16 protein-coding genes and 1 pseudogene are annotated in these 16,637 nt (G+C 66.2%); 4 read left to right on the plus strand and 13 right to left on the minus strand.

Annotated features, from left to right (window positions below):
- The 8 genes from WBF82_RS11230 to WBF82_RS11265 all read right to left on the minus strand — a co-directional run.
- On the minus strand, positions 1-926 hold a 926-nt coding region (locus WBF82_RS11230; protein ID WP_424383110.1), incomplete at its 3' end, for a DUF5914 domain-containing protein.
- Entirely contained in the window at positions 923-2,446 is a 1,524-nt protein-coding gene (locus tag WBF82_RS11235) for an FAD-dependent oxidoreductase (RefSeq protein ID WP_424383111.1), read from the minus strand. The genes WBF82_RS11235 and WBF82_RS11230, both read right to left, overlap by 4 nt.
- Positions 2,443-3,168 (minus strand): class I SAM-dependent methyltransferase, encoded by a 726-nt coding sequence (locus tag WBF82_RS11240; protein ID WP_424383112.1) that lies wholly within the window; start codon positions 3,166-3,168, stop codon positions 2,443-2,445. The genes WBF82_RS11235 and WBF82_RS11240 overlap by 4 nt, the downstream gene beginning before the upstream one ends.
- On the minus strand, positions 3,155-3,466 hold the full coding sequence (locus WBF82_RS11245) for a lycopene cyclase domain-containing protein (protein WP_424383113.1): 312 nt from the start codon (positions 3,464-3,466) through the stop codon (positions 3,155-3,157). The genes WBF82_RS11240 and WBF82_RS11245 overlap by 14 nt, the downstream gene beginning before the upstream one ends.
- On the minus strand, positions 3,463-3,786 hold the full coding sequence (locus tag WBF82_RS11250) for a lycopene cyclase domain-containing protein (protein ID WP_424383114.1): 324 nt from the start codon (positions 3,784-3,786) through the stop codon (positions 3,463-3,465). The genes WBF82_RS11245 and WBF82_RS11250 overlap by 4 nt, the downstream gene beginning before the upstream one ends.
- Positions 3,783-4,745, minus strand: coding sequence for a phytoene/squalene synthase family protein (locus WBF82_RS11255; protein ID WP_424383115.1), 963 nt, complete (start codon positions 4,743-4,745; stop codon positions 3,783-3,785). Before WBF82_RS11255 ends, WBF82_RS11250 begins: the two co-directional genes overlap by 4 nt.
- On the minus strand, positions 4,742-6,274 hold the full coding sequence (crtI, locus tag WBF82_RS11260) for a phytoene desaturase family protein (protein ID WP_424383116.1): 1,533 nt from the start codon (positions 6,272-6,274) through the stop codon (positions 4,742-4,744). The genes WBF82_RS11255 and crtI overlap by 4 nt, the downstream gene beginning before the upstream one ends.
- Entirely contained in the window at positions 6,271-7,398 is a 1,128-nt protein-coding gene (locus WBF82_RS11265) for a polyprenyl synthetase family protein (protein WP_424383125.1), read from the minus strand. Before WBF82_RS11265 ends, crtI begins: the two co-directional genes overlap by 4 nt.
- 191 nt (positions 7,399-7,589) lie before the next feature.
- Between WBF82_RS11265 and WBF82_RS11270 the strand changes: the two are divergent.
- Positions 7,590-7,674, plus strand: a pseudogene (locus WBF82_RS11270) (hypothetical protein); the annotation flags it as partial.
- On the plus strand, positions 7,671-8,294 hold the full coding sequence (locus WBF82_RS11275) for a TIGR03085 family metal-binding protein (protein WP_424383117.1): 624 nt from the start codon (positions 7,671-7,673) through the stop codon (positions 8,292-8,294). The pseudogene WBF82_RS11270 and the gene WBF82_RS11275, both read left to right, overlap by 4 nt.
- Here WBF82_RS11275 and WBF82_RS11280 read toward each other — a convergent pair whose 3' ends face one another.
- The 4 genes from WBF82_RS11280 to WBF82_RS11295 all read right to left on the minus strand — a co-directional run bounded on the left by WBF82_RS11280 (position 8,295) and on the right by WBF82_RS11295 (position 13,383).
- Positions 8,295-9,644: a TIGR01777 family oxidoreductase gene (locus WBF82_RS11280; protein ID WP_424383118.1), complete on the minus strand. Its 1,350-nt coding sequence runs from the start codon at positions 9,642-9,644 to the stop codon at positions 8,295-8,297. It lies immediately after the preceding gene.
- A gap of 95 nt (positions 9,645-9,739) precedes the next feature.
- Positions 9,740-10,984, minus strand: a complete 1,245-nt coding sequence (locus tag WBF82_RS11285) for a glycosyltransferase family 4 protein (RefSeq protein ID WP_424383119.1) — start codon at positions 10,982-10,984, stop codon at positions 9,740-9,742.
- Positions 10,981-12,558 carry a 1,4-alpha-glucan branching protein domain-containing protein gene (locus WBF82_RS11290; protein ID WP_424383120.1) on the minus strand — a complete coding sequence of 526 codons (1,578 nt, stop codon included), beginning with the start codon at positions 12,556-12,558 and terminating at the stop codon, positions 10,981-10,983. The genes WBF82_RS11285 and WBF82_RS11290 overlap by 4 nt, the downstream gene beginning before the upstream one ends.
- Positions 12,559-12,609: 51 nt before the next feature.
- Positions 12,610-13,383 (minus strand): class I SAM-dependent methyltransferase, encoded by a 774-nt coding sequence (locus tag WBF82_RS11295; protein WP_424383121.1) that lies wholly within the window; start codon positions 13,381-13,383, stop codon positions 12,610-12,612.
- 207 nt (positions 13,384-13,590) lie between these two features.
- On the opposite strand from WBF82_RS11295, the gene WBF82_RS11300 reads away from it, so the two are divergent.
- Both WBF82_RS11300 and WBF82_RS11305 read left to right on the plus strand, forming a co-directional pair.
- Positions 13,591-14,391: an electron transfer flavoprotein subunit beta/FixA family protein gene (locus tag WBF82_RS11300; protein ID WP_424383122.1), complete on the plus strand. Its 801-nt coding sequence runs from the start codon at positions 13,591-13,593 to the stop codon at positions 14,389-14,391.
- 38 nt (positions 14,392-14,429) lie between these two features.
- On the plus strand, positions 14,430-15,386 hold the full coding sequence (locus WBF82_RS11305) for an electron transfer flavoprotein subunit alpha/FixB family protein (protein ID WP_424383123.1): 957 nt from the start codon (positions 14,430-14,432) through the stop codon (positions 15,384-15,386).
- Positions 15,387-15,397: 11 nt separating this feature from the next.
- Here WBF82_RS11305 and WBF82_RS11310 read toward each other — a convergent pair.
- On the minus strand, positions 15,398-16,637 hold a 1,240-nt coding region (locus tag WBF82_RS11310), incomplete at its 5' end, for a glycogen debranching protein (protein WP_424383124.1).

The following is a 16,637-nucleotide window of genomic DNA, read 5'->3' on the forward strand; positions in this document are numbered from 1 at the left end:
GCCAAGCGCATCAGTCCGGAAAGTAGGGGCGCGGCGCGGCGGGCCCGCTTGAACCCGGTCCGTTCGGAATGGGCGACGACGGCTTCGATGACCGCGGTGCGCGGGCGGTTGTCAGCACCTAAACGGATTGGCGTGGCGTGGGTTTCGACGACGCTGCCGGTTCCTTCACCGTCCACGATGCGCATCACGATGGTCCGTGCCTCCGGGCTGGTGAATTCCGCGACGGTGGGCACTCCGACGCGGCCGACGCGGAACGTCACCGCGATCAGGAATCGGTCCGCCTCCTCGGTCGGAGTAGTCAGCACCTCTAACCGGGTGAACGAGTAGGGGTGATACCACGCGCCGTGCCATGGATCTAACCGATTGGCGATGATGTCCTCGGGCTCGCACGCACCCACTAGGCGCGTGACAGCGTGCAGTGTGTCGCCGGCCGGCCGGACCGCAATCACCGGCTCATCGAGCGGCGTCTCGCCACCCACGGCGTCCAGCCGCACCCACGCCAGTACCCCGTCGTCGTGACTGGGCACTGGCGTCCAACCGAATTCGGGCGTGTTGCCGTCGAGGCACAGACCATGCCACCGGCAGATCAACGTGCCGTTATGCACAGCTGCGGTAGCGAGGTCGGCGCCGAGGTGCGGGCAACTGCGCGGGCCGACGCGTAGTCGGCCGCGGTGATCGCGCCAGGCGACCAGTTCGACGCCGGCAACCTGCGTGCCTAGCGGCCGGTCGGTCCGCACGTCGCGGCTCGCGGCGAAGACATACCAGTTGCCCGTCGGCCTGCGCTGTGATCGGTCCAGCGCCGCGCTGATGATGGAGGGCTGGGCATCGAGATAGGTCGGGCGCTGACCGGTCCACGCCAGCGGCGGGATAGCCTGCAGTGGCCAATCTTTCGGCCAGTGTCTGCGCATATATTCACCGATAGTCATCGCCCGGCGAGCCTTTCTCGTCCGGCAAGAAAGCGCAGCACCGCCGAGCGGCCTTGGGTGGGAACGCTAGACAGGGCATGACCGGCAAGCCCCCACTGCGCCAATATCTGGTTGGCAGCTGACCACCCGGTGGTGGCTGCACGCTCCATCAGTGCCACCGGTAGATCGATGCGGATTCCGTCGCCTGCCAGCAGCAGACCCGGCAACGGTGTGGTCACGGCGGGACGATGCGCATAGGTGCCGGGTGCGAAAAGCGGGCAGTCGCGGTGATGCAGGACCCTTTCGTAAAGCACTTGTGCGCTAGCGGTTTCCGGATATATCTCATGCAAGCGCTCGACCATATTTCTTTCGGGCGCTGCGGATTCCAGAGCATACGAATGCAATTCGACGACAGCGCCGTGGTATTGCCTTGCCCAACCGACGGCCTGCCGTTCGTAGCGATCGAGGATGCTGATATTGTCCAACGGTTCGTGGCCGGCGGTGCCCAGAAACGCGGGCCGATCGGCGGCGACCGGCCGGTCGAGCCACAACCGGTGCACCACGAACGGCGGCGCGGTGCGCAGCCGCGCTATCCGTGCCCGCCAGGATTGGTCGCCAAGGCCCGGCGATGCCGCGATAATCCGCTGTAGGCCGGTCACATCGGCGGCCAGCACGACGGCGTCGGCATCCAGATTCTCACATGCATCGGTCCGGACGCGAAACCTGTGCGTGTCGCCGGCGCCAATGCTTGCCACCGCGGTGCCTGTGTGGAAGCGCACCCCGAGCTCGGTCAAATACTGCCGCAGCGGATGCCACAGTGCGGTGTCGTAGTTGGCGTTGGCGACGTCGAAGAGCAGACCCTCGCTGGAGCCGAGGAAGTAGATGTGGAACATGGTGGCCAGCTCAGCGGCCGACAGCTGGCTCGGAATAGCGAAGAAGCTGCGCGAGAAGACCTCGAAAGCGAGATGGCGCGCCGCCTCGGGAAAATTGAGGCTCTTCAGAAAGGTATCGGCATCGATGTGATCGAGGCGGTGATAGACCTCGGGTAGCGACACCGCGGCCAGCGGCGCGGCGGCGCGTGTGTCAATCCTGGCCAGGTCGCGTAGCCGAAAGGTGGGGCTGCGCAACGCGAATGCCAGCGCGTTCCACGGCGGCGTGCGTGGCAAGCCCCGGAAGCTATCGCGTCTGCCGGCGCCGTCGATCAGCGGGTAATCGTCGACCGGCATGAGCATCGATAGCTGTGGGTCGACGCGACGCAGCAGCGACCGCAGGTTGTAGTACTGCCGGAAGAAAGCGTGGAAGCCGCGGTTCATGCCCACCTCGATCCCGCGGTATTGCTCCCGCCAGGCACCGACCCGCCCGCCCAGATAGTCCTCCCGTTCGATGATGTCGACGCTGATTCCGCGTTCGGCCAGGCCCGTCGCGGCGGCAAGGCCCGCGATTCCGGCGCCGACAACGACTACTCGCGGCCGAGACGACAGCGCTTCGGCGCTGGACAGGCCTCGTGGTGCCGGGTGCGTCTGGCGGCGACGGTCGGTCATCGCGGGGCGTCTCCGAGGAAGGTGTGCAGGATGTTGGTTTCCCATCCGGACATGGTTTCGCTGCGCACCGCGGCGAACCCCGCGTCGCGCAGCCGCCGTCGGAATTGCCGCACGCCGTCGAAAGTCAGCACGCTGCGCCACAAATGGCGGTAAAGCGTCGCGTCGCGGGTTTGCCGCCAGCCGGACGGAATGATGATGCCCCAACACACCGCATGCCAGATCCCGATCGCGGCCCGGGAATCGCGCACCGAATACTCGTGGACCGCCAACGGCGCGCCCGGCCGCAGCAGGTCGCGAAAAGCGCGCAGTTGAGCATCGGGGTCCGACAGGTTGCGGATCAGATAGGCGGCCAGAATCCCGTCGAACGGTCCGGTGACGCCATTGTCGGCGGCCTCCTCGATGGGGGAGTGCACGAACCGGACGGATGATGGCCATGCTTTGGCCTGTGCTTCGTCGAGCATTCCGCGTGACGCGTCGACGGCGATGATCTCGGCTTGCGGGGCGACGCTGAGCAGCGCAGCCGTCGACGCGCCGGTGCCACAGCCCGCGTCGAGCAGCCGCAGGCCCTGCCCGCGCCCGGGTAGCCGCATGCGGCGTGCCGAAAGTCGAAGGTGGGCATGGTATCCGGGGTTGGCGCCGACTAGCCGGTCGTAGGCACTCGCGCCGACGTCGAACGCGGCAGCCACGTCGCGGCGCGGCAGACCGGTGCTACCGACGCTCACGTTGTCGTTCCCACAGCAGCAGCACCGCGGTGACCAACGCGAAGCCGAACAGAAAATCTTCGACTGGGATGTCGAACGGAAACCGGATACCGAGGATCTGCCGATCGTTATACACGACGATCGGAGCGCTGAGCTTCGTCAGCCAGCCGTCTACCAGAATCTGAAACCCGATCACAATCAGCATCGATAACCAATAGGCCAGGCGACGAAACAGCCCGGTGCGCAACACCATCAACTCCAGCAGGCAGACGCCCGCTACCGCCAGCACAGCTGGTGCGGTGTAGCCCAGGCCGGTCATCGCCGGTTGAACCGTTCGAGGATGGTGCTTACCGCGTTATAGGTCAGCAGCCCACACACCGGAATGACGATGAAGAACAAGACCTCCTCGACCGGCGTCCGAACCGGAATATCAGCGCCGATGAGGTAGGCGCGGTCATACATCCAGACATGCGCGCCGATCGCGACTTCGTCCCAGATCAGAAACACCACTGCGACGGGCAACACCGCGCGCACTGTCCAGCGTAGTCGCCGGTAAACGCCGTCGCCGAATAGCTCCAAAGGCAAGGTGATTGCCAGGCAGGCCGCAAGCACGATCAGGTATTGCCAGTGATTCATCACGCCACACCGGATCGATCATTATCCGATTGGGCAGGATGCAGCAGCCGCACCCGCCATGACCGGAGCAGTCCGCTACCGGCGACGCGCAGTCGGCGTGCGTTCCCCACCGTGGCGCGCCGGGTGAACACGGCGTAGTCGGATTCTTCGATGCGATCGAGAATGTCCGAATACAGCGTCAGCGCGGTCGCCACGCAGGCGCGGGAACGCGGCGCCAGCAGCGTGATCCCGTCGGCGGCATACCGGTAGACCTGGCGGGCAACGTCGTGCTGATCGGCCAAAGCGTTGCGCACCCGGTGATCGGTGCTGCGGTGGCTGTGGCACCACATCAGAAGGTCGCGGTCGACGCCACAGGCGGCAAACTCGTCGGCGGGCAAATAAACCCGTTGTCGTGACAGGTCTTCGTCGATGTCTCGCAGAAAGTTGGTGAGTTGGAAGGCCCTGCCCAGCGCTGCGGCATACGGCGCGGCTTGCTCCGTCGGGCCGATCGTGCCCAAGATCGGGAGCAGCTGTAGGCCAATCGCTTCCGCAGAACCCTTCATGTACACGTTGAGCGCGGCGCGGTTGGGATAGTCGGTGATCGTCAGGTCCATTCGCATGGATGTCAGAAAGTCGTCGAACAGGTCATCGCTGATGCCGTAGCGGCGTGCGGTGTGGCTGACCGCCGCTAGGACGGGCTCGGTTGAGTGGTCGCCGTGCGCGAAGAACTCCTCGGACAGCTGCTGCAGCCGCGCCGCGCGGGTCGCGGTGTCCAGGGCCGGGTTGAAGTCGTCGAGGATGTCGTCGGCATAGCGGGCGAAGCCGTACAGCGCGTGCACTGGCGGACGTTGTTCGGGTGCAAGCAATCTGGTAGCCAAGAAGAACGTGCGGCCGTGGGCGGCGTTGATTTCGCGGCAGCGTTGATACGCGCTGCGTAACTCCGGACTTTCGATGCCCGCCGCATCCAACTCGCTGCGGATCATGACAGGCCGGCCTTTGTGTTGACGGCTTGCTTTGACTTCTCGACCATGCCGGTGATCCGGTCGGCGGCCAGGCGTCCGGAGATCAACGCGGTGGGCACGCCGACGCCGGGCACGGTCGACGATCCGGCCAGCACCGCATTGTCGATGCCGCGCACGGTGTTGGCCGGACGGAAAGGCCCGGTCTGTGCGAATGTGTGCGCTAGCGCAAAGGGGGTGCCGGCGATCATGCCCCGCCGGGCCCAGTCACCGGGGTTGACGACATGCAGCAGTTCGGCGCCGTCGCGTAGGCCCGGGGCCAGTCGCGTTGCGACGATGTCGACCAGCTGGTCGGTGTAGGCATCGCCGATCCGCGACCAGTCGACGACGCCGCGGGTGAGGTTCGGTGCCGGGGCCAGGACGTAGAACAGGTCGCGGTCGGCTGGGGCCAGGCTCGGGTCGCTGGCCGTCGGCCTGGTCACGAGCAACGACGGATCGCCCATCAGTCGGCCGTCGCGGATGATGTCGGTGAAGGTGTCTTCCCATGCCTCGCCGAAGACGATGTTGTGATGTGCCAGTGGATGATTCGCCGACGACGCGCGCGGCGCACCGATGTGAACGACGACCGCCGACGGCGCCGGCCGCAGCCTGCCGATGCGGCGCGGTTCGCGGCCCAGGAACTGGTAGGTCTGGGGGAGTTCAGTGGTCAACACCACCGCGTCGCAGGCAATGCGTTGACCCTGGTCGGTGTGGACCGCCGCGACACGACCCCCGGCGCGTTCCAGGCCGGTGACCGCGGCGCCGTACTGGAATTGCACTCCGGCATCCGTCGCGGCGGCCGCCAGCGCATCGGGCAACGCCCGTATCCCGCCGCGCGGAAAGAGCACACCCGAGACGGTGTCCATGTAGGCGATCACCGCGTACACCGCCAAGGCCTGCCGGGGCCCGACACCGGCATACAGCGACTGGAATGTGAACAGTCGTCGCAGCCGCGGGTCGCTGATGTGGCGCTTGACCATGGCATCCCAGTTGCGGAATCCACCGATCGCCGCCAGCCGCGCCAGCTGCGGATTCAGCAGGGACAACGGGGAATCGAAGTTCTTCGCGATGAACCCGTCGAATTCGGTGCGGTACAACCGGGTCAGCCAGTCGCGTAGCTGCCGGTAGCCCGCGGCCTGCCTGGCGTCGGCGAATCCCTCGATCGCGGTGGCCATCTGATCCGCATCGCTGTGGACGTCGATGCTGCTGCCGTCGGCGAACTGCGCGCGGTAGGCCGGATCTACTGCAAGCAAATCCAGTCTTTGCGAAGAGCTTTCACCAACGGCGGCGAATACCTCCTCGATGATGTCGGGCATCGTCAGCACCGTCGGTCCGGTGTCGAGCCGATAGCCATTGACGTCGAGCCGCCCGGCACGTCCACCGGGCCAACTTTCACGTTCGACCACCGTGACTTCGCGGCCACGACCGGTCAGATGCAAAGCCGCGGACAGGCCCGCGAAACCCGCCCCGATCACGACCACCCGATCGGTTGGGCCCGCCACGGTCCGTGTCATTCGGTCCGCTCCGTGCATACCGCGGCCATGTTGGTCAGCGCGGCATGCACCGACCCGTCCAGCCGAACCTCGTCGAGTGCCTCGCGCGCAGACGTGACGCGGTCGGTGATCAAATCTTCGATCCACTGCACGGCGCCGGTCGTGACGATCAGCGTCCGCCAACGGTCGATTGCGGTGTCGTCAAGTTCACCGTCGTCCATCAATTCGGTGAGCTGTCTGCGCGTGGGCGCGTCGGCCAGTTGGTGTGCGGCGATGACCACGCTGGTGGCCTTGTGCTCGATCAGATCACCACCGCTGGGCTTGCCGGTTACCGCCTCGGAGCCGAAGACGCCCAGCAAATCGTCACGCAGCTGGAACGCTTCGCCTATGGCGGTGCCATAGCGGCCCAGCCCCAGCAAGGTGCGATCGCTGCCGCCGCTCATCGCCGCACCGATCTCCAACGGCCGGCGCACCGTGTAGTTGCCCGACTTGCGGCGCGCCACCTCCAGCACCGTTGCCATCGAGGGCAGGTCGCGGACATCGCTTGCCAGATCAGCGAATTGGCCCAGCGCCAGCTCGGTGCGCATGGCGTCGTAACGCGGCAGTGCCAGCTCCAACCGGCGATGTTCGACACCGCTCTCGCGAAGCATCTGCTCGGCCCAGATCAGACACAGATCCCCCAGCAGGATCGCGGCCGATTCGCCGAAGCGCTGCGGCGACCCGGATAGCCGCCGCTTTCGATGCCAGTCGCTGAATTGGACGTGCGCCGCGGGCCGGCCCCGCCGCGACGGTGAAGCGTCCATGACATCGTCCTGCAGCAATGCGAAGGCGTGCAGTAGCTCCAAGCTGGCGGACGCGTAGAGGGCCTCGTCACTGTCGGCGGCGCCGGACAGCCACCCCAGATACATGAAGGTCGAGCGCAGGCACTTGCCGCCGGTCAGGAAGTTCAGCAGGATGTCGGCGGCCACCTCGACGCCGGCCTCATCCAACTCGGCAGCGCATCGGTTGACCACGAACTGGCCGACGTGGGTCAGCACGGCACGCCGCACGCCGATTCGCCATTCGGCGAATTGCCCGGCGTCTGACCAGGATTCCTGGGGCAGCGCCGTCGGCTCCGCGGAGGGCGCCAACGACAATGCACCCAGTTTGGCCACCGCAGCCCCTCTCGAAAGATTGGGTCGCCACTTCGAACGAGTCAGGCTCACGCGGTCATACCCCCTCACAACGAAGACAAACACGCCGTGGCCGCAGCCGGAGACCCTTCATAAGCTTAAACATTAACTTACTGAAGTTCTTGTTCGCTCGCCAACCCCGAGTCGCTTATCGTGTGGCCATAAACCGCGCCGTCGACGATGCGGTGGGGGGTCCCAGCCGCGAAGAGGCGAGGGGGACGAAGCGATGAGGAGGAGCGGCGCCCATGACCTTGGCTCAGCGGGAACGAAGCGCCCTTGTTGACACCCTGCGCAACGTCGGGCCCGACGCGCCCACCCTTTGCACCGGCTGGACCACCCGTGACCTAGCAGCTCACCTCGTGGTTCGGGAACGGCGGCTGGACGCGACGCCCGGAATTTCAATTGGATTCCTGGCCGGTTACACCGCCAAGGTCCAGCATCAGACGGCGCAGTCCCACAGTTGGGCCGACCTGCTCGAAATGGTCGCCTCGGGGCCGCCGGTGTACTCGCCGTTCAAGCTGATCGACGCGGTGGCCAACCTCGGCGAGATGTATATCCATCACGAAGACGTGCGTCGCGCCGTCGACGGCTGGCAGCCCAGGGTGCTCGATGAATCGACCAACACCGCGCTGAGTCGCCAACTTGGTTTGCTCAGCCGCCTGACGCTGGCGAAGCTGCCTGCCAAGGTTCTGCTGCAGACCACCGAGGGACGACGGATTGCGCGGGTTGGCCGTGGAGATCCAGTCACAGTGACCGGCGAACCGCAGGAGTTGGTGTTGTTCGTCGCGGGACGTGATGTCGGGCGCGTCGAATTCGACGGTGACGCCGGGGCCATCGCAGCCGTGCGAGGGGCGCGCCGCGGCCTGTGATCAGCGCCCGAGCAGATGCCGCAGCGTCTGCTCGAGGGCTGGATGGCGAAACCGGTGGCCGGTCTGTTGTAGCCGGGTCGGCAGCACCCGTTGATTGGCGCAGGCGAGTTCGCGAGCACCCTGCTCGCCGAGCAGCAGTCGCGGCCCCAGCGCCGGTACCGGCAACACCGCCGGACGCCGCAGCACCTTGGCTAGCGCGCTGGTGTAGTCGCTGTTGCGGACCGGATCGACGGCCACCGCGTTGACCGGTCCAGCCAGCGCGGTGTCCCAGAGTCCGCGGTGGTAGACGTCGACCAGGTCGTCGATCCCGATGTAGGAGAACCACTGTTGACCGTCGCCGACGCGGCCACCGAGCCCGGCGCGAAACAGCGGCAGCAGCAGGCGCAGCGTCCCGCCGCTCGGGGATTGCACGATCCCGGTGCGCACCCGCACCACCCGGACGCTGCCGCCCTCGGCGGCCGTTGCGGCCCGCTCCCAGTCGTCGACCACATCGGCGAGGAACCCATCACCGCGTTCGCTGTCCTCGGTGAGCGTCTGGTCTCCGCGGTCGTAGCCGTAGTACCCGATCGCCGACGCGCAGATCAACACCTTTGGCCCGTCGGCTGATTTCGCCATCAGTTCAGCCAGGCGGCGAGTGGGGCCGATCCGGCTGTCGCGGATCGCGGATCGGTGTGACGCGGTAAACCGGCCCGCGATCGATGCGCCCGCCAGGTGGATGACCGCATCGACGCCGTTCAGCAGATCCGAGTCGGGGCCATCTGGATTCCATTGCCGCTCATCAGGTTTGGACGCCGTTCGGCGCACCAGGTGGATCACCCGATGACCGCCGGTGGACAGGAAGGCGCTCAACGCCGACCCGACCAGCCCGGACGATCCGGTGACCGCGACCGTGATCGGGGTCAATCCCCGCGCGGCGGCAAGTCGATGCGCTGCGATGTCATCGGCCAACTGACGATGTCGGTAAGCGAACATCGCACGCAGCGCGCGGGCGGGCACCGCTGTGTCGACGCGGTCGGTCACCCGCGTGCGCTCACCGCCGAGCTCTGCGAATTCGTGGGTATGCCGCCAGCGAACCGCCAGCCGCGCCGGCAGCGACGCCAGTCCTTCGGAGCCGATCGAGTCGACGAAGCGTCGGGGCGGATCGTAGCCATCCGGTTGATGGTCGGCGACCCAGCGCAGACCGCCGGGAAGGCCGAGCTCAGCGCGTCCGTTCTGCAGCGAATCTGCTTCGGCGACGACCCTTACCGGCTGCCACGGTGGCGACAGTCGGGTGATGGCGCCCGGCCGGGTGTGCCAGTCGAACACTTCGTAGATCGGCGCGTCGATCACGCTCGAATACACAAGTCCCATTGAATCGACGGTACCTGCGAGCTCGCGGGGCTCGAGTAGATTGCCCGGCTCCTCAGCCCGCCGCTTTCGCGGCGCGCATCGTCGCCGGGCGTGGGCTAGCGATCCGGCAGCGCGTGCTCGACGATGGGCACCCGCGGCAGCGGCTGGCGTTCGCGGCGTTTGGCCGCCAGATACACCTGCGCGGTCTCGTCAGCGACGGTGTGCCAGTCGAAATCAGCGGTCAGCCGTTCACGCGCGGCCCGGGCCCGGCGCTGTGCAGCGACCGGATCGTCAAGCACCGCACGGACCGCTTTGGCCAGCCGCGTCACATCGCGTGGCGGACAAGACATCCCGGTCTGGCCATCGATCACCGCCTCGCCCAGCCCGCCGATGTTCGACGTCACCAACGGTGTTCCCGCCGCCGCAGCCTCCAGCGCCACCAACCCGAACGGCTCGTAATGGCTGGGCAGCACCGCCACGTGGGCGCGATGCAGCGCCGCCAACAGCTCGTCGTGATCGAGGCGTCCGACGAACCGGGTTGCCTTGAGCACCCGATGTTTACGGGCCTGCTCGACGAGCCAGTCCAGCTGGGTCCCGTCGCCGGCGATCGTCAACGTGGTACCGGGATGGGCCCGTCGGATCCGCGGCAGCGCCCCGATCGCGTCATGCACGCCCTTCTCGTATTCCAGCCGGCCAAGGAACAACAGCTCCGGCGGGCCGGTACGGCGACGGCGCGTCGCGAACGGCCAGCGCGCCGCGTCGATGCCGTTGCGGATGACGGTGGATTCGGCCAATCCGGGTCCGAACAGCTCGGTGATCTCGTCGCGCATCGACGCCGAACATGTGATCAGCGAATCGGATTCGCGCACTAGCCACGACTCGACGGCGTGCACCTGCCTGCTCAGCGATCCGGAGACCCATCCGGAATGTCGACCGGCCTCGGTGGCGTGAATCGTGGAAACCATTGGCACGTCGTAAAACTCGGCTAGCGCGATGGCCGGATGGGCGACCAGCCAGTCATGCGCGTGCACGACGTCGGGGCGCCAGGGTTTGTCGCTTGAAGTGTCCTTTATCGACAATCCGGCGCGGACCATGGCGTGGCCCATGGCCAACGTCCAGGCCATCATGTCTTGGGAGAAGGTGAACTCGTGCGGGTCTTGTGCGGCGGCGACGACGCGGACATCCTCGTTGACTTCGTCCGACAACGGGTGGGTGCTCGGGTCGGTGCCCGTCGGGCGGCGAGACAACACGACGACCTCGTGCCCGGCGGCTGCCAGTGCCGTCGACAGGTGATGGACGTGGCGGCCGAGCCCGCCGATCACCACCGGCGGGTACTCCCACGACACCATCAGAACTTTCATCGCGGCAGCCTGCGTGCATCCAGCGCACCGAACAGCCCGTCGGCGCGGTTCCAGCCGTCTGCCAGGCGCTGCGCGACCTCCCGGCGGCCCGACGCCAGCGCGCCGGCGATCTCGCGGGTGGGATGGGCGTGCAGATGGGCCCGGTACCGGGCGTAGTCAGCGGCCGAGTCCTTGCTCACCATGAACGGCCAATCACTGGACACCGTAAGCAATGTCTCGCGCAGAATCTGGTCGGCGATCTGATCGCGGGGGATCGGCCCGTCCAGGGATGCGGTCTGGGCCAGCGCCTTGTCGACGGTGGTCAGCGCGGTGTCGACGACTTCGTTGTTGAGTTGCACCAGATCGGCCACTTTGTCACCGGCCCACACCTGCCAGTCCTTGCCGGAACCCCAAGAGCTGGGCGGTAATTCGACGGCTTCGCCGACGAAACCCTCGGTGACGGCGTCGCTGAGCGTGCCGACGCGAACCCCGGCGTCAGGCAGCGCTCGCAGCACCCGTTCCAGCCACACCGGTCCCTCGTACCACCAGTGGCCGAACAACTCGGTGTCGAACGCGGCGATCACGTGAGCCGGTCGTCCGATGCGTTCGGATTCGGCGAGCAGCCGGCCGCGGACCACGTCAACGAAATCAGCGACGTGGCTATCGATTGCGCGATCGGCGCGGTCGGGATCGTAGGGCGCTTTGGCGTTCGAAGGTACGTTGCGCCCGGTGACCCGGGCGGGCTTCAGACCGGTGCGGTGGTCATAGGTGTGGAAATCGCGGTAGGCGGCGTGACCGGGATAGCCGGATTTCGGCGACCACACCCGGTAGCTGACTTGCAGGTCGCGGCCGAACGCGACGACGTCGGAGTTGCCGACCGGCCGGCCGAGGGCGGTATCGCCATGCAGCGACGGCCCGTCGACCATGAAATGGCCGACTCCGGCGGAGGCGTAGTCGTCTTCCATCCCTGGGGCGTATGCACACTCCGGCGCCCAGATGCCAATCGGCTTGTGCGCCAGCCGTTGCCGGGCATCAGCTAGGCCCTCGCGCAGGGCGAACTCGCGCAGCCGCGGTGTCAGCAACGGCTGAAACGGATGCGCCAGCGGACCGCCCAGCAACTCAACCGTCCCCGCGTCGATCAGCCCGCGTAACAGCGGGCTTCCGCCATGGCACCACCAGGTGGTGAAGTCGTCAAGGGCCTGCTCGGTCTCGGCGAACTCGCGAACACCAAACGACCGCAACGCTTCTGGCGTGCAAGACGTGGCGCTGTCCGACACGTCTCCGGGATGGATACTGGCCGCTTCGGCGGCGCGCAGCTGCCAGTTGGCCAACCAGTGGTGCATCCCGTCCAGGCAGTACGGGTCGTCGAGCTGCGCCGTCACCACCGGCGTCATGCCCAGGGTGATCAGGCGACGGCGGTCCTCGCCGGCCAGCTTCCGGAGCACCCGTAGCAGCGGTAAATAGGAAGCCGACCACGATTGGTAGAGCCATTCCTCGCCAACGGGCCAGCGGCCGTGGTGGGCCAGCCATGGCAGATGGGTGTGCAGCACCAGGGTGAACAGACCGGGCACTTGGCTACCGGACGGCTTCGTCATTTGCGCCACTCCTTGATCCCGGCTACGCCGGCATCATCGTCGTCGGCGCGGTCACGGGCGCACCGCGATCGCGACCAGATCCAGGCTGTCATCAATATTGCGGGCATTCCCCTCGACGATGTCGAAGTCCGCGGCGGTGACCGCGGCGACGTCGGCCAGCAGCTCTGCCGGCCAGGGCGCGTCGGCGACCGCCCGCGCGATCTGGGCGTCGATGATCGAGCCGCCGTGCCGGGCATCCATCTCTGCCAGCCGCGGTCCATGAAAAACTCCGTACACGCCGTCCAACGCGAATCCAGCGTCGAGCAGCAGCCGGCTCAGCTCGTCGGCATTGAGCTCGCGGGTGTGAAACGGGTTGATCGGGGTGTCGCGGCCCGGCGAGAACGTGATCCTGTTGGGCGTGGACACCATCAACACCCCGGCTGGACGCAGCACCCTGGCGCACTCGCTGACGAATCGGGCCTGATCCCACAGGTGTTCGATGACTTGGAAGTTGACCACCACATCGACCGACGCATCGGGCAGCGGCAGCTGCGCCAGGTTGCCGTGGCGGACCTCCACCTGCGGGTAACGGGCCCGCACGTGTGCCACCGTGGCCTCGTCGTAGTCGACCGCGATCACCCGGCGTGCGAGGCGAGAGATCAGGTCGGCGCCATAGCCCTCCCCGCAGCCCGCCTCAAGCACCTCGCGGCCCACGCAGCGCAGCGCCAACTGCTGGTAGACCACCTCATGGCGGCGAAACCAGTAATTCTCCACGTCGAGGCCAGGGATGGTGCGCTCACCGGTCAACGTCAAGACGGGATCGGCGGGCGGGTGGTATGTGCTCATTGCCTAGGCAGGCTATCGCTTAGCGCCCGGTTAGCGAATGGGGTCACTGGATGCGGGGAAAGAACCTGCAGGACGACCCGCTATGGTGTGAGAGCGAACCGCACGAAGTTACCCGCTAGTAACATGCGTGTGCGAGTCGCATAAGCCGTGACCTAAGCCTTGCGGCTGTCGCATGCAGGGCTCTTTCTAGGAGGACGACCGACACTCATGACGAACATCGTGGTCCTGATCAAGCAGGTCCCAGACACCTGGTCCGAGCGAAAGCTCACCGACGGCGATTGGACGCTGGACCGTGAGGCCGCAGACGCTGTGCTGGACGAGATCAACGAGCGGGCCGTCGAAGAGGCGCTACTCATCCGGGAGAAAGAGGCCGCCGACGGCACCGAGGGATCGGTGACCGTGCTGACCGCGGGCCCGGAGCGCGCGACGGAGGCCATCCGCAAGGCGTTGTCGATGGGCGCCGACAAGGCCGTCCACCTGCTCGACGACGGCATGCACGGCTCGGACGTCATTCAGACCGGATGGGCGTTGGCGCGTGCGCTGGGCACCATCGAAGGCACCGAGCTGGTGATCGCGGGTAACGAGTCCACCGACGGCGTCGGTGGCGCGGTGCCGGCCATCATCGCCGAGTACCTGGGCCTGCCGCAGCTGACGCATCTGCACAAGCTCTCTGTCGAGGGCGGCAAGATCACCGGTGAGCGGGAAACCGACGACGGGCTGTTCACCCTCGAGGCCTCGCTGCCCGCGGTGGTCAGCGTGAACGAGAAGATCAATGAGCCGCGCTTCCCGTCCTTCAAGGGCATCATGGCCGCCAAGAAGAAGGAAGTCACCAAGCTGACGCTGGCCGAGATCGGTGTGGAGGCCGACGAGGTCGGGCTGGGCAACGCCGGGTCGACGGTGCTGACGTCGACGCCGAAGCCGCCCAAGACCGCGGGTGAGAAGGTCGCCGACGAGGGTGAAGGCGGCAACCAGGTCGCGCAGTACCTGGTCTCGCAAAAGATCATCTAAGACTCAACATCCTTCAACCGAAAGAAACCGAATAACCCATGGCTGAAGTACTGGTGCTCGCTGAGCACGCTGAAGGCGCTTTGAAGAAGGTCAGCTCCGAATTGATCACCGCGGCACGTGTTTTAGGCGAGCCGGCTGCCGTCGTGGTTGGTAAGTCAGGTACCGCCGCGCCGCTCGTCGACGGGTTGAAGGCGGCCGGTGCCGCCAAGATCTACGTCGCCGAATCCGACACAGCCGACAACTACCTCATCACCCCGGCCGTCGATGTGCTGGCTGCGCTGGCCGAATCAGCCAGTCCGGCAGCCGTTTTGCTGGCGGCCACCGCAGACGGTAAAGAGATCGCCGGCCGATTGGCCGCCCGGATCGGTTCCGGTCTGCTGGTCGACGTGGTGGAAGTTAAGGAAGGGCCCAAGGCGACCCACTCAATCTTCGGTGGCGCGTTCACCGTCGAGGCGCAGGCCAACGGCGACACCCCGGTGATCACCGTGCGGGCCGGTGCGATTGACGCCGATCCGGCCGACGGCGCGGGCGAGCAGGTCAGCGTGGAAGTGCCCGAGCCCGCCGAGAACGCCGCCAAGGTCACCGCGCGCGAACCCGCGGTCGCCGGCGACCGGCCAGAGCTCACCGAAGCGACCATCGTGGTTTCCGGTGGCCGTGGTGTGGGCAGCGCCGAGAACTTCAGCGTGGTCGAGGAATTGGCCGACTCGCTGGGCGCCGCAGTCGGCGCGTCCCGCGCCGCAGTCGACTCCGGCTACTACCCGGGCCAGTTCCAGGTCGGCCAGACCGGCAAGACGGTCTCGCCGCAGCTATACATTGCGCTCGGCATCTCCGGAGCGATCCAGCACCGCGCCGGTATGCAGACGTCGAAGACGATCATCGCGGTCAACAAGGACGAAGAGGCGCCGATCTTCGAGATCGCCGACTACGGTGTGGTCGGCGACCTGTTCAAGGTCGCGCCGCAGCTCACCGAGGCAGTCAAAGCCCGCAAAGGTTAACTCGCGAAGGGTCACTCGCCCTCGGCTTGAAGCACCACCATGGCCCGTGCTTCCACCCGGACGGTGCCACCGACGGGAATCGGCTGCTGATCCTCTGAATTCGGTGTGGTGGCGGAGGTGTCGACCACGGTCACCCACGCTTGGCCGAACTCCTGTGGCGGCAAGGTGAATTCGATCGGTTCGTGGTGGGCATTGAAGCACAGGAAGAACGAGTTGTCGGTCACTCGCTGCCCGCGGGCGTCGAGGTCGGGGATGCCCAAGCCGTTCAAATAGACTGCGACCGACTTACCGAAACCCGAATCCCAATCGTCGTCGCTCATTTCGGAGCCGTCGGGTCTGAACCACGAGATATCGGGTTGTGCTTCTGCGCCTCGCCGGCGCACCGGCACCCCTTTGAAGAACCGGCGGCGGCGAAACACCGGATGCGCGGCCCGCAGCGCGGATACCGACCGGGTGAACTCCGTCAGCTCGACGTCAGCCTTATCCCAGTGCAACCAGGTGATCTCGTTGTCTTGGCAGAAGCCGTTGTTGTTGCCATGTTGACTGCGACCAAGTTCATCGCCGTGGGAGATCATCGGAACGCCCTGCGACAGTAGCGTTGTCGCGAGAAAGTTGCGCTGCTGACGGGAACGCAACGCATTGACTTCCGGATCGTCACTCGGGCCTTCGATGCCGCAGTTCCACGACTTGTTGTTGCTTTCGCCGTCGTTGTTGCCTTCTTTGTTGGCTTGGTTGTGTTTCTCGTTATAGGAAACCAGGTCGCGTAACGTGAACCCGTCGTGCGCGGTGACGAAATTGATGGAAGCCACCGGGCGCCGTGCGGTGTGCTCATAGAGGTCGGCCGAGCCGGTCAGCCGGGAAGCGAACTCGCCCAACGTCGCTGCTTCGCCGCGCCAGTAGTCGCGCACGGTGTCGCGGAACTTGCCATTCCACTCCGTCCATTGCGGCGGGAAATTGCCGACCTGGTAGCCGCCCGGCCCTACGTCCCACGGCTCGGCGATCAGCTTCACCTGGCTGACGGTCGGATCCTGTTGCACCAGTTCGAAAAACGCTGACAGCCGGTCGACGTCGTAGAACTCGCGGGCCAGCGTTGCCGCGAGGTCGAATCGGAAACCGTCGACGTGCAGATCGGTCACCCAATACCGCAGCGAGTCCATGATCAGCTGCAGCGTGTGCGGGTGGCCGACGTTGAGGCTGTTGCCCGTACCGGTGTAGTCCATGTAGTACTGCCGGTCGTCGTCGACCAGCCGG

This window comes from Mycobacterium sp., assembly GCF_049673265.1.
Lineage (GTDB): Bacteria > Actinomycetota > Actinomycetes > Mycobacteriales > Mycobacteriaceae > Mycobacterium.

What these genes read in the sequence shown, in the direction of transcription:
- WBF82_RS11255 (WP_424383115.1), bottom strand. Translation starts at nt 4,745, where the DNA reads ATGATCCGCAGCGAGTTGGATGCGGCGGGCATCGAAAGTCCGGAGTTA.
- crtI (WP_424383116.1), bottom strand. Translation starts at nt 6,274, where the DNA reads ATGACACGGACCGTGGCGGGCCCAACCGATCGGGTGGTCGTGATCGGG.
- WBF82_RS11280 (WP_424383118.1), bottom strand. Translation starts at nt 9,644, where the DNA reads ATGGGACTTGTGTATTCGAGCGTGATCGACGCGCCGATCTACGAAGTG.
- WBF82_RS11295 (WP_424383121.1), bottom strand. Translation starts at nt 13,383, where the DNA reads ATGAGCACATACCACCCGCCCGCCGATCCCGTCTTGACGTTGACCGGT.
- WBF82_RS11275 (WP_424383117.1), top strand. Translation starts at nt 7,671, where the DNA reads ATGACCTTGGCTCAGCGGGAACGAAGCGCCCTTGTTGACACCCTGCGC.
- WBF82_RS11305 (WP_424383123.1), top strand. Translation starts at nt 14,430, where the DNA reads ATGGCTGAAGTACTGGTGCTCGCTGAGCACGCTGAAGGCGCTTTGAAG.
- WBF82_RS11290 (WP_424383120.1), bottom strand. Translation starts at nt 12,558, where the DNA reads ATGACGAAGCCGTCCGGTAGCCAAGTGCCCGGTCTGTTCACCCTGGTG.
- WBF82_RS11235 (WP_424383111.1), bottom strand. Translation starts at nt 2,446, where the DNA reads ATGACCGACCGTCGCCGCCAGACGCACCCGGCACCACGAGGCCTGTCC.
- WBF82_RS11245 (WP_424383113.1), bottom strand. Translation starts at nt 3,466, where the DNA reads ATGACCGGCCTGGGCTACACCGCACCAGCTGTGCTGGCGGTAGCGGGC.
- WBF82_RS11285 (WP_424383119.1), bottom strand. Translation starts at nt 10,984, where the DNA reads ATGAAAGTTCTGATGGTGTCGTGGGAGTACCCGCCGGTGGTGATCGGC.
- WBF82_RS11300 (WP_424383122.1), top strand. Translation starts at nt 13,591, where the DNA reads ATGACGAACATCGTGGTCCTGATCAAGCAGGTCCCAGACACCTGGTCC.